Here is a 20,170-nt window from a genome sequence, read left to right as displayed (position 1 = left end):
TTTTATACTCTTGTTTATACTCTTGAAATTTTTAATACATCTTTTGTGGCTTTTATGGTTAAAACAAACAATCAAATTTAGTAAATTTGAGAATATGAATGACGAAGCCAAACGAAAACAGCTCAGAAAATATAAAGCTTTTGCTACAGGACTTTTTGTTTTGATGGCAATTATTTTTATCATCACTACTGTATTACAAAAATCGAACGACTCTCACTGGATAGGCTATGTTCGGGCTTTTTCTGAAGCTGCAATGGTTGGCGCTTTAGCAGATTGGTTTGCTGTAACAGCTCTTTTCCGCCATCCGCTTGGTTTGCCGATTCCACATACAAATCTGATTGAAAACAGTAAACAGAAACTGGGAGATAATCTGGGAAATTTTGTGGTTTCCAATTTCCTTTCACCTCAAACAATTCGTCCTTATATTCAGAAATTAAAAATTTCGGGGGTTGTTGGGGAATGGCTCGGAAAAGAGAAAAACCAGGAGGTTTTAATTAAAAATCTGTCGGATATTATTTTAGATATTTTAAATAAGCTTGATGATTCTGAAGTGAGCCATTTTATCAGTAAGAAAGTTTCTGAAATGACCGATAATATTAAACTCAATGCAATCCTCGGAAACGGAATCCACTATTTTTTAGATAAAAATGATCATCAGAAAATCATTACCAATCTTTCGAAACAGATCAAAGATTATATTATTGAAAATGATGAAATGATTCAGGAAAGGGTAAAAAAAGGAAGCTATTCTTTTATTCCTTCGTTTGTCGACAATAAAATTGCCGATAAAATTGCAGGCGGACTTTCAGACTTTTTCAAAGAAGTGGAAGAAAACCCAAATCATCAAATCCGGGATTTAATTACAAAAAAAATCTATGAATTTTCGAATGACTTAAAAGAAGATCCTAAATGGAATGATGAATTTAAAACCATCAAAAATGATCTTTTAAAGAATGACAAATTAGCTGAATATTCAACAGACATCTGGACTTCAATTAAAAAAACACTAACGGAAGAACTTCAAAATGATGATTCTACCTTAAAAACCTATCTCTCAAAAAACCTGGACGAATTTTCGCAGAACTTAAAAACCGATGAAAACCTTCAGAATAAAATCGACCATTGGGTAAGAGTGACTTCTTATAAATATATTTTACGAAATACGCATCAAGCTTCGACGTTAATCAGTTCAACCGTCGGAAATTGGCAGGGAAAAGAATTAAGCCAAAAACTAGAACTGGAAGTTGGAAAAGATTTGCAATTTATTCGTGTGAACGGAACTTTGGTTGGTGGCTTGGTCGGATTAATTATTTATACGATTTCGCATTTTTTTATTTAATCTGAATCTCACGCAATTAAGCAGATAGTCTAACTTTAAAATCTGCTTTATCCGCTGAATCAGCGAAACGAAAAAAGCAAAACCTCATCGATTTTGCTTTCAATATTTTTACCAAGAAAACTTATCTTGCGATTCTACCCGCTCTTGTCAAAATTTCCTGATTAATATCGTTAATCAATTGTGGTCCTTCGTAAATAAATCCTGTATATAACTGAACCAAAGTTGCTCCTGCATCCAGTTTTTCAAGTGCATCTTTTGCAGAATGAATTCCGCCGACTCCAATGATTGGGAATGCTCTATTGCTTTTGTCCGAAAGATATTTGATCATTTTTGTACTTCGTTCACGGATTGGTTTACCGCTTAAACCACCGTTTCCGATTTGTGCTAAAACTTCCGATGAAGTTTTCAGCCCTTCTCTGTTAACTGATGTATTGGAAACTACAATTCCGTCGATCTTTGTTTCAGCAATAAGCTCAATGATTTCGTCTAATTGATTGTTATTCAAATCCGGAGCGATTTTTAAAAGAATTGGTTTTTGAGTGGGCTTTGTCTGATTGATTTCTTTTACAGCAGTAATTAACTCTCTCAAATATTCAACATCTTCCAGTTTGGCGTGACTTCCTACATTCGGACAACTTACATTCAGTACAAAATAATCTACATAAGGATGTAGTCCTTCAAAACAATCCAGATAATCCTGAGTGTAATTTTCAGGTGCGGTATTCGTATTTTTTCCGATGTTGCCGCCGATGATGATTTTTCCTTTGTTGCCTTTCAGCTTTTCGATTGCAGCCTGTAGTCCATCATTATTAAAGCCCATTCTATTGATGATTCCGCCGTCTTCGATTAATCTGAATAATCTTTTCTTAGAATTTCCAGCCTGTGCTCTTGGAGTCACCGTTCCGATTTCTACAAATCCAAAGCCCAAATCTCCTAGTTCATTGAACAAAACTGCATTTTTATCAAAACCGGCAGCCAATCCTACAGGATTTTTAAACTTCAATCCAAAAACTTCTCTTTCCAGACGTTTGTCTTCAATAGGTTTTGGGAAAAATAATTTAGTGAGAAATCCAAAATTCTTGAGCATCGAAAAAGTAAAATGATGTACTTCTTCAGGATCGAATTTGAAAAGAATCGGACGAATGAGCGATTTGTACATTGAAAAAAAGTTTTACAAAAATACTCATTTTAAAATTAATGTTCGGTTAACGTATGATATTTTATGAAAAAAGATATTATAAATGATATCTATAAAACATCTGCATAATTTGCTAAATCTGCGAGATCATTTGTTAAATTATTTTTAGGAGCTATTTCCCGCTTTCCATTACAATCTTTTTTTGCAAAAAAGGATTTTCATTGCAATCGGGGCTAAACCTCGGTCATTAATTTAAATTTGAGAAGTGTTCACAAAGTTTGTCATCCCTGAAAGGATCCAGACACAAATTATTTTATAACGTCTCATACTACCTTTAGATGCTTCCAGCATGACAGACTTTATGCTGATGGAAGTTTAAGAAATTAAGAATACGCACTCAAATCCAGTTTCAAAATATCCCCTACTCTTTTGAACTCATCATCGATAGTCGCATTTACCGTAATTCTTTCGTTAGAAATAGGATGATTAAAAATCAATTGATGGGCATGAAGCGTCATTTTGTTGATGCCAAATGTCTGAAGCCACAACTTATTTTGCTTGTTACAACCGTGTTTTCTACACCCTAAAATCGGATGCAAAATATGTTTAAAATGTTTTCTCAACTGATGAAATCGTCCCGTTTCAGGAATTGCTTCCACTAAACAATATCTTGAAGTCTGATGTTTTAAAAAAGGCAAATCAATTTCTGAAGTCTGCAAGCGACGATAATAGGTAATCGCATTTTGTGTAACCTCGTTTTCATTCACCAAATCATAATCGATGGTTTCTTCTTCCTTTGCCCAGCCCCGGAGAATGGCGATGTATTTCTTTTCAACTTTTTTTTCCTCAAATTGAGTACTCATCATTCTCAGTGTATCTTTATCTAAAGTAAACAATAAAACACCCGAAGTTTTTCGGTCTAAACGATGCACCGGATAAACTTTCTGCCCTATTTGCTTTTTCAACTCCTGAATGGCATAAGTATCCGCATCTCCTGAATAAAATGATTTGTGAACTAATAATCCACTCGGTTTGTTGATGGCAATGAGATGTTCGTCGCGATAAAGAATTTCTAACATTTTGCAAAACTAAATATAATTAGCTCTACAACTCTCTTTTAAAAGTATAAATAATACTATAAAAAGTTCCTCCATAATCCCTGCTTTCTGCAGTTACCAATTCCCAACCCTCATTTCCGTGTTGATTTAACACTTTATCAATTTCAGCAGGTTCATATTTTGTTCCCCAAAAACCTTTAGGCTCAATAATAACTGTCTTATATTCGAATTTCTTTCTCATAATTTTTTAATTTTAAATGTACAATTAATTTCTATGAGTTTAAACCTAAAAAGCTCTGGACGTATTAGGCTTCCTTGCTCCAGAGGAGCAAAAGCTTTGTAACAATATGATTTGTGGGTTTGCGGAGCTCCGTAGGAGCGACACCTTTGTATTTTTTCAAAATTTGAAGACTTAATTATGCGAACAAATAGGTCTCTTAAAAATTATTTTGTCATACAAACGTACTTGTAATTAGCCCTGATTGCAGAGACATCCTTTTTGTAATGAGGAACGAAGAGCAAAAGATACAGCGGAAAGCAGGTTCTCAACTCCTAATAATTTCAGAATTAAAAACTTCCATCTTCCATCTTCTTTACTTCCCACATTTTCACTATTTTTGCAGTCAAGACGAAAAATTTATGGCAAAGCAAGAAGATGTTTTCAAGAAAGTGATTTCTCACGCGAAAGAATATGGTTTTATTTTTCCTTCGAGTGAGATCTATGACGGTTTATCGGCTGTTTATGATTATGGACAAAACGGTGCTGAATTAAAAAATAATATCAAACAATATTGGTGGAAAGCGATGGTACAGCTTAACGAAAATATTGTCGGTATCGATTCGGCTATCCTTATGCACCCAACAACTTGGAAAGCTTCTGGCCACGTTGACGCATTCAACGATCCTTTGATTGACAATAAAGATTCTAAAAAACGTTTCAGAGCAGACGTTTTGGTAGAAGATTACTGTGCTAAAATTGAAGATAAAGAAAACAAGGAAATCGAAAAAGCAGCAAAAAGATTCGGTGAGTCTTTCGATAAAGATCAGTTTGTTGCAACGAATCCAAAAGTGTTGGAATACAGAGCAAAAAGAGAAGCTATTCTTTCAAGATTGGCAAAATCTCTTGAAAATGAAGACCTTGCTGATGTAAAAGCTTTAATTGAAGAATTGGAAATTGCTGATCCTGACACTGGTTCTAAAAACTGGACAGAAGTAAGACAGTTCAATTTGATGTTCGGAACGAAATTAGGAGCTTCTGCAGATTCTGCGATGGATCTTTATTTAAGACCAGAAACAGCTCAAGGTATTTTTGTTAACTTCTTAAATGTTCAGAAAACATCCCGTCACAGACTTCCTTTTGGTATTGCACAAATCGGAAAAGCTTTTAGAAATGAGATCGTTGCAAGACAATTCATCTTCAGAATGCGTGAATTCGAACAAATGGAAATGCAGTTTTTTGTAGCTCCGGGAACAGAATTGGAATTCTACGAACAGTGGAAGCAAAAACGTCTGAACTGGCACAGAGCTTTAGGTTTAGGAGATGAAAATTACAGATTCCATGATCATGAGAAACTGGCTCATTATGCCAATGCTGCGGCTGATATTGAATTTAATTTCCCGTTCGGATTCAAAGAACTGGAAGGAATTCACTCAAGAACGGATTTCGATTTGAAGGCTCACGAAAAATTTTCGGGAAGAAAACTTCAGTTCTTCGATCCTGAAAGAAATGAAAATTATGTTCCTTATGTTGTGGAAACTTCAGTAGGTTTAGACAGATTATTCCTTTCTATTTTCTCTCATTGTTTAAGAGATGAAGTATTGGAAGACGGTTCAGAAAGAACGGTTTTATCTTTGCCTCCGGCTTTAGCACCAATTAAAGCGGCGATTCTTCCATTAATGAAGAAAGACGGTTTAGCTGAATACGCTGAAAAAATCTTTGACGATTTGAAATATGATTTCAATTTATTCTATGAAGAGAAAGACGCGATCGGAAAACGTTACAGAAGACAGGACGCAATCGGAACACCTTACTGTATTACGATTGACCATGATTCTTTAACAGATCACACCGTAACGATTCGAGACAGAGACACGATGGTTCAGGAAAGAGTTCCGGTGTCGGAATTGAGAAGAATTATCGACGAAAAAACAAGTTTCAGAAACTTACTTTCAAAAATATAGACAGAAAGCCTTGAGAAATCAGGGCTTTTTTTATGCTTGGCTTTAAAATTATTTTAAATTTGTTTAAGACCAAACTGCTTATGATTATTCTCATTTACATCATTACGTTTTTAGTTGCTGTAGCGGTAATTTTTTATTTTCTGGGATATTCTTATCTTTTCAGTGGGATTTCAAAAACCTATCTGCGTGGAAAAATGAGCGCTAATATTGATGATGGAAAACTGTTTCGCAGCAATATAATTCATACTTCAAAACCTGTTCTTTGGGATGAACATCCTGATTATAACAAAAAAGATTTGCCTAAAGATATCTTGGACGATTTGGCTCATTCGAATACAGCGTCATTTCTCGTGGTAAAAGACGGAAAATTGCTGCATGAACAATATTGGAATGGCTATAACAAGCTTTCCAAAACCAATTCTTTTTCAATGGCAAAAGCGGTAACCGTGATGCTTTTGGGAAAAGCTCTGGAGGAAGGAAAAATTAAAAATATTGATATAAACTTCTCCGAATTCTATGAAGAGTTTAAAAATAAACCTTTTGGAAGAGATTTAAATTTAAAAAATCTGGCTCAAATGGAATCGGGGTTAGATTGGGATGAAAATTATAAAAACCCATTTCTGCCAAATGCAAAAGCTTACTACGGAAGAAGCCTTATAAAAGCTACTTTTTCAAGAAGGTTTAAGGAAAAACCAGGTGAAAGGTTTGAATATCAAAGCGGCTCAACACAACTTTTGGGATTTGCGGTAAAAAAAGCAATCAACCAGTCTTTATCGAGCTATTTATCTCAAAAATTCTGGGTTCCGATGGGGATGGAGCAAAATGCAGAATGGAGCGTCGACGAAAGCGGAATGGAAAAAACCTACTGCTGTATTCACTCCAATTCAAGGGATTTTGCCAAACTCGGACAGTTATTTTTGAATGATGGAAAGGTGGGAAACGAGCAAGTCCTAAATTCAGATTTCATTGAGCAAATGCGGACTCCTACCGAAAAATCTGAGGAAATTTACGGCATGGGACTTTGGATCAATCATGACAATCCTATTAAACATTATTATTTTCTCGGACTTCAGGGGCAGTACGTCATTATGATTCCTGAGCATAAAATGGTTATTGTACGAACCGGAAGCTACAACAATCTCCCTAAAACCGACAGAGGAAGACCAGATCAGGTGAAATTTCTGGTGAATGAAACGGTAAAGTTATTTGCTTAAAAGGTTAAGGCCTAGGCTAAGATCAAGAACATTTTTTAATTACAGACATGGAAAAATACAGTTCGTTGGTGGATGAATATATCGAGAAATCTGCTGATTTTGCGAAGCCTATTTTAAATTATCTTCGGGAACTCGTGCACGAGGTTTGTCCGGATGCGGAAGAAGCTATCAAGTGGAAGTTTCCGACTTTTATGTACAGAGGAAAAATTCTTTGCTCGACTGTTTCGTTTAAACAATATTGCAGCATGGGATTTTGGCTTCATGATGAAATGAAAACGACAAAGAATCTTGAAACCAACGTCGAAAAAACCAATATGTTCAGCTTAGGTAAAATTACCAAACTGGAAGACCTGCCTTCGAAACCTCAGCTAAAAAAAATTATCTTAGAAGCTGTAGAATTAACGGAAATGGGTGTAAAGCTAAAAAAAACGCTGCCTTCAAAAGTTGAAATTGAAGTTCCTGATGAGTTTCAAAGTGTTTTAGACCAAAACAAAAAAGCTTTAGAAATCTTTAAGAAAGCATCACCTTCTTTCAGAAAAGAATATATCAACTGGATCATTGATGCCAAAACTGAAACCACAAGAAATAAAAGAATCGAACAGGCTATCGAATGGATTTCTGAGGGAAAAGGAAGGAATTGGAAGTATGAGAAAAAGAAATAGCTTGGCCGGATGAGGCATATTTACAAGTTTGAAAATACTCCCAGCTCTAAACTAATTTTTTAGTGGAATCTGAAATTAGCTTCAGGCAATGTATTATTTTTCAGAAAAGCTTCATATTCCGGCGATAGTTGGGCGCGTCCCCAAGTATTTTTCCCACTCATGCTTCCGAGACGGACCTTATCTTTTCCGTATTTCTTGTTCATTGCATCCATTGCTTTCATCACAGGCAAATGCTGATTTTGGGTATCTTCTTCAAACAGATTAATCAGTCTCTGGTCTTCGGGAACAAAATCGTTGACAATCACTCCTGCTTTTTTATAATGAAAGCCTTCTTCAAAAATAGATTCAAACAGATCGTTCACCACTCTGCCAATAAGAATTGATGAATTGGTAGGATTGGGAAGAATTTGAGTTTTAGCATTTCTGTACTCTGGTAAATCTTTTCTGAACCGGTTGGTCTGCACGAAAACAGTAATCATTTTACAACATGTATTTTGCTTTCGCAATCTTTCAGAGCAATACATTCCGAAGGTTTCTACGCGTTCACGAACGTCCTCTTTTTTGGTAAGCATTTCCATGAAACTTCTCGTTACCGCAATAGACTTTTTAGGTGAAGGTGCATCTAATTCCAACTGACGAACTCCTTTCAGTTCGTTAATCATTCTCACCCCGTGAATTCCCATCACTTTGCGAACCCACATTTCCGGCTTTTGAAGCAAATCCCATGCTTTATAAACACCATTGTCGTGCATTTTTATGGCAAGCCGTCTTCCGATTCCCCAAACATCACCTATATTGAGCCATTTTAACGCTTTTTCAATTTTTTCGGGGGTGTCTAATATATAAACCCCATCCTTGAATTGTTCAGGAAACTCTTTTACAATTCTGTTGGCAACCTTGCAGAGTGTTTTTGAAGGAGCAATCCCAATACTTACAGGAATATTAGCATCGCTTTTAATCCTGTTCCGAATTTCAAGGCAGTAATCATAAATATTAACGTATTTAAAGCCTGTGAGATTTAAGAATAGCTCATCGATGCTGTATGTTTCAAACTCAGTAACATAAGAACTTGCAATGGATATTACCTGTTGACTTTTAAAATTATACAGTTCAAATTTTGCAGAAAAACATTTTACGTTATGTTGCTTAAAAAGCTCTTTATACTTAAACGCCGGTGCAGCCATCGGAATTCCCAAGTCTTTTGCCTCTTTGCTTCTCGACACGACACACCCGTCATTGTTGGAAAGCACAACAACAGGCTGGTTTTCAAGTTCCGGACAGAGTGTTCTCTCACACGAAACAAAGAAATTATTGCAATCGACTAAAGCATACATGATGTAGAAATAACTGTTTGAAAATACAAATCTATAACTTTAAAATAAATTCATTATGCTTAATCAAGAATTTTATTACACTATTATTTATTTAAGAATCAAATAGTTAAAATAATAAAAATACGTCGTGTTTTGTCGCATCAATGTATTAACCGGTATTTTCGAAAGTTTATTTTTTTTACTTAAATAAGAATTTTCTTCCTTTCAACACGTCAAGTTTTGGCGCAATATCTATCTATATTTGTTTCATAAAAAATTAAAATTATGGATAAAATAACTTTACAGAGAATTGAGAAATTACACCCTTCCATAAGGGAGGAAGTAAAACAAATTATTAAAGAATGCGACGAAGCATTAACCGGAAAAGCCAAGATTAGAATCACTCAGGGACTTCGAAGTTTTGAGGAACAGGAAAAACTCTACGCAATCGGAAGAATTACTTCAGGAAAAAAAGTGACCAATGCAAAAGCGGGGCAAAGCATTCACAATTACGGTTTGGCGGTTGATATTTGCTTAATCATCAATGGAAAAGCAGCAAGTTGGGATACTGCAAAAGACTGGGACAATGATGGTGTAGCCGACTGGTATGAATGTGTGAAAATTTTTGCAAAACATGGTTGGGATTGGGGCGGAAACTGGAAAACATTCAAAGACCTTCCTCATTTCGAGAAGAAGAATTTTCCGACTAAAAAAGGGCTCGTAAAAACGAGTTGGAGAGCGATTTCTAAGCTGAAAAGGGATAAAGATGGATATGTGATATTTGAAAAATAATTTCTTTTATTTTTTTAACACGTCAAGTTCTGTCGCTTCCCGCTCCTATCTTTATTCTACCAAAATAACGGTAGAAAATGAAAAAAACAACCCTACTTTCTTTAGATGGAGGCGGAATAAGAGGCATCATTACCTGTATTATTTTACGCTACATAGAAGAGCAATTGCAGATTCATGATAAACCAGGCGCAAAGCTTGGAGATTATTTTGATTTTGTAGCGGGAAGCAGCACGGGAGCATTGATTGCAGCAATTATTTTGTGTCCCGACGAACACCGGAAAGCCAAATATTCCATTCAGAAAGGTCTGGAATTGTATTCTGAAAGAGGAGGCGACATATTCCAGGTTTCTTTTTGGGAAAAACTGGTAAACCCTTTCGGATTGCTGAATGAAAAAATCTCACAGGAAGCCTTAGAAAAAAACCTCAACGATTTTTTCGGAAACTTAGAATTAAAAGAACTCACAAAACCCTGTTTAATAACAAGTTATGATATAGAAAACCGAAGAGCAAAATTATTCAACTCATGGAAAGCCGCTCTGAACACAGATAATTTTTATGTAAAAGATGTCTGCAGAGCGACTTCAGCAGCGCCAACTTATTTTACACCGGTTCAGATCAAATCGATGTACGGACAGATTTTCAGTCTCATTGATGGCGGAATGTTTGCCAATAATCCGGCACTTTGCGCTTATGCCGAAGCCCGAAAAATTCCTTTTGCAGAGGTTTTGAAAAATCATCAGAAAGCCAATCATCCGACCGTAAAAGATATGATCATCGTTTCGATCGGAACCGGAATTGAATCTAAAAGCTATTCATTCAAAAAACTGGAAAAAGCCGGGAAAATCGGCTGGGTTACTCCGATTATTGATATTCTGATGTCTGCCAATGCCGAAACAGTAGATTATCAGCTTTGCCAAATGTTCCAGACTTTAGGAGTACGCAATCAGAAGAATTATTACAGAATCAATCCGTCTTTGAAAAACGCTTCGCCTGCAATGGACAATGTAAGAAGATCAAATATCGAGAGCCTGATTCAGGCGGGATTAAGCTATATCGATGATAACAAAGAGGTATTGAACCAAATTGTACAAAAGCTGATTAGAAACAAAATATAAGCTTTTTAACTTATAAATGACAAATATAATCAAATCAACTTATGTTTATCATTTATAAGTTAATTACAAAAAATACTCATTACACACAAAATTACGTCAACTTTTGTCGCTCTTCCCTCTTACTTTTGTAATAAGACAAAGACAACAAATACTTATTAATCTTAATGCTGACAATAAAAGATACGATAAAAACACACTGATTTTTAAAACACAAAAACATGGAAATACAAAATTGCAGTTCCGATACAGTTTTCAATGAAAACCTCTATACCATTACGTGGAGCGATATAGAAAACACCGAAATAGACTACGAAAATTATCTTGATGATATTGAAAGCTTCTTCAGAGAAGATTTTGAAAATGATATTTTGGAAGAGGGTTTTCACGATTAAAAATCTAAAAAACAAGTTTGATACGTCAAGTTCTGTCGCTACCTGACATTATATTTGAATATCAATAAAAACACAAAAACACTCATCAATTTCACCGACAATTTTCTGAATTCAGACCTTAAAAAAAGCCTGAACAGCCAGAAATATATCTAAAATCAACAGTTAAAAACATACGAAATGACTTTCCTTACCAAAAAGAAAGGTGGATATCCTTTGCCGGAAACCACCCTAAAAAATAAGGCTGAAAATGAAGTGACTCTAATAAAAAGAGGCTTCGAAATTTTAATTAAAAAAAATAAAAATAAAACGACAAATGAAATCAAAAGAAGAATTAAAAAGTTTCTTTGAAAATGGAGATATTCCAAAACAAGAAGAATTTTGGGAATGGCAAGATTCATATTGGCACAAAGATGAACAACTCCCGATAGAAAACACTAACACCTATAAGGTTAAAGGATCTGTGGTCGATTTAGAAGCTCTCAATGCTCTTACCAATATGTCGGAAGGTGATGTTTATAATCTTTTAAACAATGGTGAAAACTATGTCTATGTTCTTGACTTAAATAACACGGGTGTTGCAGGTTGGGATAAGCTATCCGGTATGATTGATGTCTCCGAATTGGCAACTATCGCCTATGTAGATGAAAAAATCGGTCCGGATGAAGGTGGTGTCTGGAGTTTTCCATTATAAATACAAAAACATTATGAAATTTAGAGAAATTATAGTAAAAAATATAAATCTTGAAGAAGGTACTTATACCAATAGCCAAGATGAGATTAAAACCTTTGCGCCGTTACATATATATTTAGTTCCGAAAAAAGGTGGCGTGCACGATCGTTTTGTAACAGACAGTGAAGGTACAATTTCTAAACAATCTGTTGAAAGTAATGATACATTTAACAATGTAACGAATAGAGGAAATTCCACTAACAAAAATGAAATTATTCTTGCATCAGAAAAGGGTAGAGCTGCTGCAATTGGATTCAATGAAACCTCTTATAGCTATTACTTTGGAGATATGAATCCTGAGCATACAGGATCACATAATGTGGCAATGGGCTTCAATACATTAGGTAAATTAACCAGCGGGGCATATAATACTGCAATAGGAGGTTACAGTCTTTCCGCTCTTACAGACGGAACTTACAATACAACATTAGGCTATGCAACAGCATATAAATTAAATAAATCTTCATCAAATGTATTTATTGGACAATATACAGGGTTCAATTTAACAGGAGAAGTAGGAGAATCTGACTTAATGAATACATCTCCTTCTGCAGCAGGATATCTTAAAGAAATGGCTTATTATTCAGGATATAATGGAACATCTTTTCATTCTTCCTTCAATACATTTGTAGGAGCAACGATAAACTCCGGAGCATACACTCCTAACAGAGCCGCAATGTCTACCATTATCGGAGCTTCTAACCTTAACAATTCTTTGTACAGAAATTTCAACAATATCGTTGTTGGAGCTGGAAATTATTTAACAACAGCAAATTCTAGCATGAACAATTCCATTGTCATTGGAAACTGTATCAATTTACCTAATCAGAAAGATGCACTTGCAATCGGATTAAACAGATCTCGAAGAATCTATGCAAGTGAAGCCATTATCTATGGTGAATTACCTAACAACAGACTGTATATTAATGCTCCCTTAAAAATTCCTTCACAATATATGCCAAACGCACAGGGCGACGGAACATTTACAAAAAGTATTGTTGCCAAATCTGACGGATCTTTTGGTTGGGAAGATAAGGTTGAAGAAATCCCTTTAACGGGAACCTTAGCAAACAAACCTGTTTCCGGGAAAATTGAATTTTCATCGACTGCATCAATTGAAAGTGGAGAAGCTATAATGAAAATGAACGATGGATACATTTCATTTAAATCAGGTTTAAATACAGATCTTACTATCAATCCCAATCAGCTTTTTATTAGACAGGGAGCAGAAAAGTATATTACTATGTCTGATGAATTGGGTAAAATAGTTATTGGTTCTACAGGATCCGGGATAGATGGAGCTCATTATTATGGAGACAATTATGAAGACAATTCATTCGTTCAAAAAAAATATATTGACAAAAAACTATCTTACTCAAATCAGGAGCAACTTACCGGTGGTGAATGGATTGATGGAAAACCAATCTATAAGAAGACTGTTAAATTTGAAAGCATTTCATCTCATGGAGAAATTAGCTTAGCTACAGAATTCGGAGACATTGAAGCTATTGTATCAAATCAGATGTTTACAGAATGGTATGCTATGGATGTTGCATTTGCCGGAAATCAATACAGAGGAAAAGCATTTATCACTTTACAGCCAGATCTGGTAAAAATTGAAAATATTCTAAGTGAGGATTATGACTATTCGTTAATCGACTCTTTTACCTTAACCCTTGAGTATACTAAAAAAACAGTTTAATATTTAAAAATAAAACAATGTCAACAAATAAAAACAACGCATCACAAACACTTTTCAGATTTGTAAGCTTAAGAAATCCTCAGCTTACAGAAACTAAAGCTGATAATTTAGGATTTATCCACAGGCCAAAAGATTTAGAAAGTGCTTTTGACAGTCAGGTTTCTGAAAACGATTCAGCAATAACAAAATTTCAGTCGATGGAACGTGCTGCAAAATCTTTCATTCCGACAGGATTTGAGAAAGAAGCTCAGATTGAAACCGGTGCTTTTTCCGAACTTTTAAAGATCGGAAGAAAAATTGCAAAGAAAGAAACTCTTTCAGATCAGGATAGAGACACAGCAATGGATGAACATTCTAAAGCCATTTCAGCCACATATCACACGCTATGGGATAATCTGATGTTTCAGACCGTTATGCAAAGCGACTTCTATGTAAAGGAAGCAATTATTCACATTCTAAAAGCACTTCATTACGGATACGTATGCAAATTACCTGTCACCGAAGAGTTAACAAAAATCAATGGTACAGATCTGATTGCAAAAGCATTAGACGCAAAAGTAGTTCTTCCGTTGAGATTTTTCGGTGATGGAACAGATAATAGAGGATCAACGATTACCAGCAGAGCTTTTACAGTAGGAAGATCAGCAGTTGGCCTTGAAGACCCCATCAATGCCCAACAACTTCCGGTGGCAGTTCAGGAGCAGCTGAAGGCGGAAGGAGAAAAAATATCAGAATTATCAGCTGCAGATTTAGAAAAGCAAGGTTTAGAAAAACTAAAAGCAGAGCTTGAGAAAGTTCAGAAATGGTATTATAAGATGAAAGACAAAGCTTATGATGCTGCTTATAAAGAATATCAGGCACTTTATCAGTCTGAAATTGATGAGTACAACAGAAGATATGCGGAAATCGAAGCAATGATCACTGAAGAAATGTCTGAAGAAGAAATTCGTGCTTTGCTTGCGGAGCTGGGAGAATTACAAGTTCCTCCTTTCTCTTTCGAATATAGGGATGAACTGAATTTTGAAGATTTTAAAGCAAAACTGTCAATAGAATCTTTAAAAATGTTTGTTAATTATTTCACAGATGCGGACGGCAGAGAATTAGACTTTTCATCGATCAATGTAATTGCCGACAGACAGTTGCAGTTAGGAGAAATCGTAGTCTCTTTGAGTGAAGAATATGACACTTACTCTGAAGTATTTGAAGAATTAGCAGAAAGATTAAGTGTACAATCAAAAATTTTATTTGAAAAAACACCTCTTAATGAAAGGGTATATGCCAATTTAGGCGGAGCGTTAATTCCTGTAAATAATTCAAGTACATTATCAAATACAATTTCCAGAACCTATTATCTTCAGGCCAATCAGCAGGCTGCTTCTAATTCTTATGTAACATTCTATTATCAGGCAGAAAGTAATTCATGGGGCACAGCTTCTGCAAAAATCGAAGCTATTACAGACTACAGTTCTTACGCAGAAACGTATTCAAACATTAGTGTTTCCGGAGGAAAAGTAACTTTCCCTTCAATGCTGCTCAATAAGTTTGGAAAAGTCATCAGAAGCTTAAAAATTAAAATATTCTTTAATAATGGAGAAGAAGCCAATCTGGAGTTTTTAGGGCTAACCATGGGGCAGCCTTATACCGGAATTCTCTATAGCGAAAGAGTAAAACAGGAAATCGAGAATCCGTCCGAGCCAGGAACCACTCCAAAACCAGGAACCTTCATTCCTAAAAACTTCGGAATCAAAAGACTGGGTATAGCAGACTATTTGAAAGTCGTGCAGAGCACTCATGCATATGTTCCAGGAGAAGTGACTCATATTGAGAATGTAATGGCAAAAGAATTTAAACAGAAGTCTACAAGAAGATTAAGAAGAAGCGAAATCCAAACAACAACTTCAAAATCTACGGAAAGAGAGAATTTAAGTGACACCACAACAACATCCAGAAACGATTTGCAGTCTGAAGTAGCTAACGTGATCCAGCAAGAAACAAGTGCTCAAGCATACTTCAGATATGGTGGAACTAAAGTGCCTTACGAAGTGGGAGGAAATTTCGCTACCAATAATGCAAAAGAAAACAGTACTCGTCAAGCTATTGCAAAATCACAGGAAATTACAGAGAAGGCAACCGAAAGAATTCTCACTAAGGTAGCCGAAGAGAGAATTGAAAAAATCATTGAAGAGTTTGAAGAAAATAACGCTCACGGTTTTGATAACAGAAATGGAGATAAGCATGTAATAGGAGTTTACAGATGGGTCGATAAAAAGATGAAGAACCAAATTTACAACTATGGTAAACGTACCATGTTCGAATTTATGATTCCCGAACCGGCAAAGCTTCATAAATTGGCCACTTTTGTAACCAAAGAAAATATCAAAGAACCTATTGACCCTAGAAAAGCAGATGGAATCTGGAAAATGGCTGATTCTAAATCGGCAACCGAGCAGCAAATAAAATACTGGGCAGATTATTACGGCGTAACCTTAACCCAGTTGCCTGAATCCAGTATTATTTATACTACGGAAACCGGACAGCAGAATCTTGATAACAGTGCAGCACCAAGAACTTTAAATCTTACGATCCCTACTAATTACAAAGGCTACGAAGCATACATTACCTATGCATTTTATAACAGATTCAAAAAGAATTCTTCTCAGCTTACGTTAGACAATTTAAAAGGAGGTTTTATAACTTTCGAAAACCATAACAGAGAAGGCTGGCTGCGAAGCAATGAGACAATTACAGGAATTAATGTGATAGGAAATTATGCGATGCAGTATGCCGGTAGTAATGGAACAACCGAAATGTCTTTCGTCGTTAAAATTAAATGTACATTATCGGATGCTTTTATGGCTACGTGGAAGCAGGAAAATTTCGACAACATTATTAAAGCCTATGAAACAGCTTACGCCGATTTCTTGGTGAAGCAGAAAGAAGCCGAAGAAAAAGCGAAAGAGGAAAAGGCAAATAATGAAGAAAAGCTTGGTAATTATTATCGAGAAACAGAATCTGTTATTTTGAAACACAACTGTATTGCTTATTTATTACAGGATTATTTAAACAGTAATACATTGGGAAGAAATCTTACCAATAATGCCCAGACCATGAAAGAGTTCAGTGTAATTCTTGATGAGAATCTTGATCAGTATGCTGCACTAGCCAAATTCTTGGAACAAGCTTTTGAATGGACAATTATGGATTATACATTCTATCCTTATTATTGGGCAAACCGTGATGAATGGCAGGCAATGTACCTTTCTCAGAGTACAGATCCGTTATTCAGAAACTTTTTACAGGCAGGTATGGCAAGAGTAATTGTAACGGTAAATCCCGGCTTTGAAGATGCCGTACAATTCTTTATGACCACCGGAAGAATTTGGAATGGCGGTGAAGTTCCTGTGATCGGAGATCCGATGTATATGTCTATTGTAGACGAAATGCGTGAGCCTGTAGGATTAAAACAAGGAAAAGCCTGGATTACAACACTTCCAACTTCACTCAATATTTTGCAGGAAGATGCTGCAGGATTAAAAACAACTACCGCTTTACCATTTACAGAAGAAAACCCTGATGAGTTTGAAGTTCCTTCTGATGTTGTTACAGAAACTGAATTCTCAATTGTAGACTCCCAATTGAACTCCGGAGATGACAGATTTGTTGATAACATTGAACTGAATAACGGGTTTCTTCAATTGACGACAGATGACAATCCTAAAGAAATCATTGCTCAGATTCCTTTATCAGATTTAAAAGAAGCACTTCAATAATTCTGTTGAATCATATTAACGGGCAGAGTTTATACTCTGCCTTTTTATTAATCTTAAAATTATTAAAATGAATTTTCAAGAATATTTAAATGAAATTGATGATTTTGATAAAATTAGCCGAGGAATTTGGGCAGAAATGAAGGGGGAAAAAATTATTTCGAATTCTATAGAGCCATTCTTCACAAATTTATGGGTAGATGAAGAAAAGCTTTTCGGATTATTAACATCATCTCAGGATTTCAACTCCTACATCTTTGATGCAAAAAAAGATTTCATCGATTCTTCATCGGGAAAAGAAGAAATAAACCTAAAAGAAATCCCTCCTCCGAAAATTGACAATGTTAGGGTGAAAGAAAAAATGATTGAAACATTGATTATCCGAGAACCTGAATTAAAGGATTTAAAACTTCAAAATACATTTTTTAATCGTATTGAAGGAAAGGTGTGGGTAAATACAAGTAAAGGTTACATTGATCCTCAAAAATATACTCATAATACATACTTGGGAATTAGAGACAAGAAAATTGAATTGACCATTAATATTCCATATCGTAATTACAACAGAGAACCAACCAAAACAATTATAAATGAGGTTGAAGCAACTATTAATTCTTCCAACATCGCTGATGCTATAAAAATAAAACTAAGCGATGCTGATGATTATATTGAGGCTATTTCATATCTTTTTCCACATCATAAAGATATGGCACAGGTTGCTCTGGTTTCTCATTTCGAAGATGCCGGTAAAAATCTAACTTCTATAGAAGACTTATTATTTTTTTACAATCAGCTTCCCGCATTTGCCTTATATGGAGTTACATATAAAGAAATATCAAAAAAACTCTCCGATGAATTATTATGGGATCATTTCATAAAGTTTCTAAATTTCGATTCCCAATTACTTCGTGATGTAAACACAATCGGTAAAATTGCCGCATTAGCAGCAGAACCTTTTAGAGATAAAAGTAGATATGCCATTCGTATTCTTACAGCAATCTCAGGAGAATTTGTCTATAATAAGATTAAAAATGATCCTAAATTAATCCTTCATATTTATCATTCCTTAGATGGGCAAAGTGTTTATATGGGTAAAGGTATCATTTCTGAAACCAATCAGGTTGCTTATGGGCAAATGATTGACAATAGGGAACTTTTTGTGGTTTTTGTAACCGCCTTTATGCAGGCACAGCATGCAATGGATTATGCTCATCAACCCAAACAAAAAGGATGTCTTTTTGCTTTCGGAATTAGCAGAGATTCTGATACCATAGAAAGGCATTGCGAACTTACAGGAGAGTTTATGGATGGAAATCCCGACAATATGGTTAAAATTGTTAATACCGTAAAAATCTGGAATTTAAAAAACAAAGAATTTGAACATGAAAGTGAAATAGAGAACGGAGAATTTAGACCTTTAGATATGCTTCATCTGAAAGTGTATGCAAGAGTAAAAAATAAAAACGAGTTTGAGAATCTGGAAATCGACACTGAAGTTCCTGCTTTGTTTTTATATCATGTTGCACAACAGAAAGCATTGGAAGATTATTTACGTATGTTGCGTATAACAGCAGATATAATTATAATTTGTGCCAGTCTTTACACCATTGTATCTGGAGTATCAGGATTACCATTATACACTGCTTTTGCCGACCTAACATTTGCGATTTCAGATGCTTACATAGAGAAAAACCTGAGAGACAAATTAAATATGACCCAAGAAGGTAGAGATATTTTAGATGCATGGGATAGCATTTATGTGGTTCAAGGTGCAACAAGTTTTAGCATAACCGCAATGGCGGGTATGCTTCCTAAAGCTCAAAAAGCACTTGATGTAACTGTAGAAGTATTGTACAAATCCCGATTTCCATCTCAGGAGAAAAGTATTACGAAATTAATTGAAAATACATTATATTCGTTTCCTTTAAGGGATTATTCGAAATCCGGGATCAAAGTTCTTTTAAAAGATGGTATTAAAAATGTTACAAAACATTCTTCTGCTTTTGAAAAATTAAATGTGCTTTTTATAGAGAATGCAGAGAAAGAAGTAGCGGTACTTTATAAAGGTAAAAAATTCTTTCATGCAAATTCTGCTGGGAGAACGGGTAAATTTTTAGATTATCTTTACAAAAAAGCTGGAGGTAATATTGCAAAGCTGGAAGAAGAGATGAGCCGTCTTGTTGGCATGGCGGAAAACATTGTGGTTTCTGACATAACGGTGGAAAAATTTGAAGCAGGATGGAAAGCTCTTCAAGAAGCCATACAAGAAGGTAAAATCACAGCAGAAAATGCGATAGATTTTTTTGATGAAGCAAGAATTTATTTTAATCATAAAATAATAATTAATTCTCAGGGCAATAAAGTAGTGGTGCAAATAGCTGATCATAATTGTGTTGAAGTTGTAAAAGTCGTAGATGAATTTTTTAAAACTGGAAAAATTAATACTGCTGCTTTTTCTCAAGCTCAAGATATGTGGGTAGACCTTAGCGTATGGTTTCAAAATAAATATAATCTTCCAAAAGGTCTCATATCTATTGATAATGTTGGAGTTCTACACAGCAGAATGACTGATAATGAAACAGGCATTCTTCTTTGTATGAGAGGAGGATTGGATGACCATCATGTAATTAATGTAATAAAAAGGAAAGGCAGTAAATTTGCAGACTTTAAAGATTGTCAGAGCACCAGTAACATTATAAATTTAAAAAAATATCCTTTAGGTCCTTATGTTGAATTTAAGTATATGAAAACTAATTAAATATCAAAA

Annotated in this window: 16 protein-coding genes; 11 read left to right on the top strand and 5 right to left on the bottom strand. The window is 35.1% G+C overall.

Annotation, left to right across the window (positions count from 1 at the left end; all coding sequences use genetic code 11):
* The first annotated feature begins 94 nt into the window (after positions 1-94).
* Complete coding sequence (locus ACR1PN_RS08560; protein ID WP_433979700.1) at positions 95-1,339, top strand: DUF445 domain-containing protein; 1,245 nt, start codon at positions 95-97, stop codon at positions 1,337-1,339.
* 121 nt (positions 1,340-1,460) lie between these two features.
* Here the strand turns inward: ACR1PN_RS08560 and ACR1PN_RS08555 are convergent, their stop codons facing one another.
* The 4 genes from ACR1PN_RS08555 to ACR1PN_RS08540 all read right to left on the bottom strand — a co-directional run bounded on the left by ACR1PN_RS08555 (position 1,461) and on the right by ACR1PN_RS08540 (position 4,139).
* The gene (locus ACR1PN_RS08555; RefSeq protein WP_433979699.1) at positions 1,461-2,498 is read right to left on the bottom strand and encodes a quinone-dependent dihydroorotate dehydrogenase; all 1,038 of its coding nucleotides are present in this window, start codon (positions 2,496-2,498) and stop codon (positions 1,461-1,463) included.
* A gap of 362 nt (positions 2,499-2,860) precedes the next feature.
* A complete protein-coding gene (locus ACR1PN_RS08550) occupies positions 2,861-3,556 on the bottom strand; it encodes a pseudouridine synthase (RefSeq protein WP_433979698.1) in 696 nt (231 codons plus the stop codon).
* A gap of 25 nt (positions 3,557-3,581) precedes the next feature.
* Positions 3,582-3,776: a DUF4177 domain-containing protein gene (locus tag ACR1PN_RS08545; RefSeq protein ID WP_433979697.1), complete on the bottom strand. Its 195-nt coding sequence runs from the start codon at positions 3,774-3,776 to the stop codon at positions 3,582-3,584.
* Positions 3,777-4,007: 231 nt separating this feature from the next.
* The gene (locus ACR1PN_RS08540) at positions 4,008-4,139 is read right to left on the bottom strand and encodes a hypothetical protein (RefSeq protein ID WP_433979696.1); all 132 of its coding nucleotides are present in this window, start codon (positions 4,137-4,139) and stop codon (positions 4,008-4,010) included.
* Between the two features lie 35 nt (positions 4,140-4,174).
* Here ACR1PN_RS08540 and ACR1PN_RS08535 point away from each other — a divergent pair, with 35 nt between their 5' ends.
* From ACR1PN_RS08535 to ACR1PN_RS08525, 3 genes are all read left to right on the top strand, one after another.
* Complete coding sequence (locus ACR1PN_RS08535; protein ID WP_433979695.1) at positions 4,175-5,716, top strand: glycine--tRNA ligase; 1,542 nt, start codon at positions 4,175-4,177, stop codon at positions 5,714-5,716.
* 80 nt (positions 5,717-5,796) lie between these two features.
* Positions 5,797-6,930 carry a serine hydrolase domain-containing protein gene (locus ACR1PN_RS08530; protein ID WP_433979694.1) on the top strand — a complete coding sequence of 378 codons (1,134 nt, stop codon included), beginning with the start codon at positions 5,797-5,799 and terminating at the stop codon, positions 6,928-6,930.
* 47 nt (positions 6,931-6,977) lie between these two features.
* Positions 6,978-7,592, top strand: a complete 615-nt coding sequence (locus ACR1PN_RS08525) for a YdeI/OmpD-associated family protein (RefSeq protein WP_433979693.1) — start codon at positions 6,978-6,980, stop codon at positions 7,590-7,592.
* 59 nt (positions 7,593-7,651) lie between these two features.
* Here the strand turns inward: ACR1PN_RS08525 and ACR1PN_RS08520 are convergent, their stop codons facing one another.
* A complete protein-coding gene (locus ACR1PN_RS08520) occupies positions 7,652-8,926 on the bottom strand; it encodes a DUF4113 domain-containing protein (protein ID WP_433979692.1) in 1,275 nt (424 codons plus the stop codon).
* A 264-nt stretch (positions 8,927-9,190) separates the two neighbouring features.
* On the opposite strand from ACR1PN_RS08520, the gene ACR1PN_RS08515 reads away from it, so the two are divergent.
* The 7 genes from ACR1PN_RS08515 to ACR1PN_RS08485 all read left to right on the top strand — a co-directional run bounded on the left by ACR1PN_RS08515 (position 9,191) and on the right by ACR1PN_RS08485 (position 20,161).
* On the top strand, positions 9,191-9,697 hold the full coding sequence (locus ACR1PN_RS08515; protein WP_433979691.1) for a M15 family metallopeptidase: 507 nt from the start codon (positions 9,191-9,193) through the stop codon (positions 9,695-9,697).
* A 77-nt stretch (positions 9,698-9,774) separates the two neighbouring features.
* Positions 9,775-10,812, top strand: a complete 1,038-nt coding sequence (locus tag ACR1PN_RS08510; protein ID WP_433979690.1) for a patatin-like phospholipase family protein — start codon at positions 9,775-9,777, stop codon at positions 10,810-10,812.
* A 218-nt stretch (positions 10,813-11,030) separates the two neighbouring features.
* The gene (locus tag ACR1PN_RS08505; RefSeq protein WP_433979689.1) at positions 11,031-11,204 is read left to right on the top strand and encodes a hypothetical protein; all 174 of its coding nucleotides are present in this window, start codon (positions 11,031-11,033) and stop codon (positions 11,202-11,204) included.
* Positions 11,205-11,517: 313 nt separating this feature from the next.
* A complete protein-coding gene (locus tag ACR1PN_RS08500) occupies positions 11,518-11,895 on the top strand; it encodes a hypothetical protein (protein ID WP_433979688.1) in 378 nt (125 codons plus the stop codon).
* Between the two features lie 13 nt (positions 11,896-11,908).
* Positions 11,909-13,636: a hypothetical protein gene (locus ACR1PN_RS08495; protein WP_433979687.1), complete on the top strand. Its 1,728-nt coding sequence runs from the start codon at positions 11,909-11,911 to the stop codon at positions 13,634-13,636.
* A 17-nt stretch (positions 13,637-13,653) separates the two neighbouring features.
* On the top strand, positions 13,654-17,406 hold the full coding sequence (locus ACR1PN_RS08490) for a hypothetical protein (protein ID WP_433979686.1): 3,753 nt from the start codon (positions 13,654-13,656) through the stop codon (positions 17,404-17,406).
* A 67-nt stretch (positions 17,407-17,473) separates the two neighbouring features.
* The gene (locus tag ACR1PN_RS08485; protein WP_433979685.1) at positions 17,474-20,161 is read left to right on the top strand and encodes a hypothetical protein; all 2,688 of its coding nucleotides are present in this window, start codon (positions 17,474-17,476) and stop codon (positions 20,159-20,161) included.
* The last annotated feature ends 9 nt before the right edge of the window (positions 20,162-20,170 follow it).

It is taken from the genome of Chryseobacterium sp. RLHN22, from assembly GCF_051011795.1.
Lineage (GTDB): Bacteria > Bacteroidota > Bacteroidia > Flavobacteriales > Weeksellaceae > Chryseobacterium > Chryseobacterium zhengzhouense.
Note: the sequence above shows the minus strand (reverse complement) of the source record. Positions and strands in the feature narration are given on the sequence as shown.

What these genes read in the sequence shown, in the direction of transcription:
- ACR1PN_RS08535 (WP_433979695.1), top strand. Translation starts at nt 4,175, where the DNA reads ATGGCAAAGCAAGAAGATGTTTTCAAGAAAGTGATTTCTCACGCGAAA.
- ACR1PN_RS08505 (WP_433979689.1), top strand. Translation starts at nt 11,031, where the DNA reads ATGGAAATACAAAATTGCAGTTCCGATACAGTTTTCAATGAAAACCTC.
- ACR1PN_RS08520 (WP_433979692.1), bottom strand. Translation starts at nt 8,926, where the DNA reads ATGTATGCTTTAGTCGATTGCAATAATTTCTTTGTTTCGTGTGAGAGA.
- ACR1PN_RS08555 (WP_433979699.1), bottom strand. Translation starts at nt 2,498, where the DNA reads ATGTACAAATCGCTCATTCGTCCGATTCTTTTCAAATTCGATCCTGAA.
- ACR1PN_RS08490 (WP_433979686.1), top strand. Translation starts at nt 13,654, where the DNA reads ATGTCAACAAATAAAAACAACGCATCACAAACACTTTTCAGATTTGTA.
- ACR1PN_RS08550 (WP_433979698.1), bottom strand. Translation starts at nt 3,556, where the DNA reads ATGTTAGAAATTCTTTATCGCGACGAACATCTCATTGCCATCAACAAA.
- ACR1PN_RS08500 (WP_433979688.1), top strand. Translation starts at nt 11,518, where the DNA reads ATGAAATCAAAAGAAGAATTAAAAAGTTTCTTTGAAAATGGAGATATT.
- ACR1PN_RS08515 (WP_433979691.1), top strand. Translation starts at nt 9,191, where the DNA reads ATGGATAAAATAACTTTACAGAGAATTGAGAAATTACACCCTTCCATA.
- ACR1PN_RS08510 (WP_433979690.1), top strand. Translation starts at nt 9,775, where the DNA reads ATGAAAAAAACAACCCTACTTTCTTTAGATGGAGGCGGAATAAGAGGC.
- ACR1PN_RS08495 (WP_433979687.1), top strand. Translation starts at nt 11,909, where the DNA reads ATGAAATTTAGAGAAATTATAGTAAAAAATATAAATCTTGAAGAAGGT.
- ACR1PN_RS08560 (WP_433979700.1), top strand. Translation starts at nt 95, where the DNA reads ATGAATGACGAAGCCAAACGAAAACAGCTCAGAAAATATAAAGCTTTT.
- ACR1PN_RS08530 (WP_433979694.1), top strand. Translation starts at nt 5,797, where the DNA reads ATGATTATTCTCATTTACATCATTACGTTTTTAGTTGCTGTAGCGGTA.
- ACR1PN_RS08525 (WP_433979693.1), top strand. Translation starts at nt 6,978, where the DNA reads ATGGAAAAATACAGTTCGTTGGTGGATGAATATATCGAGAAATCTGCT.
- ACR1PN_RS08485 (WP_433979685.1), top strand. Translation starts at nt 17,474, where the DNA reads ATGAATTTTCAAGAATATTTAAATGAAATTGATGATTTTGATAAAATT.
- ACR1PN_RS08545 (WP_433979697.1), bottom strand. Translation starts at nt 3,776, where the DNA reads ATGAGAAAGAAATTCGAATATAAGACAGTTATTATTGAGCCTAAAGGT.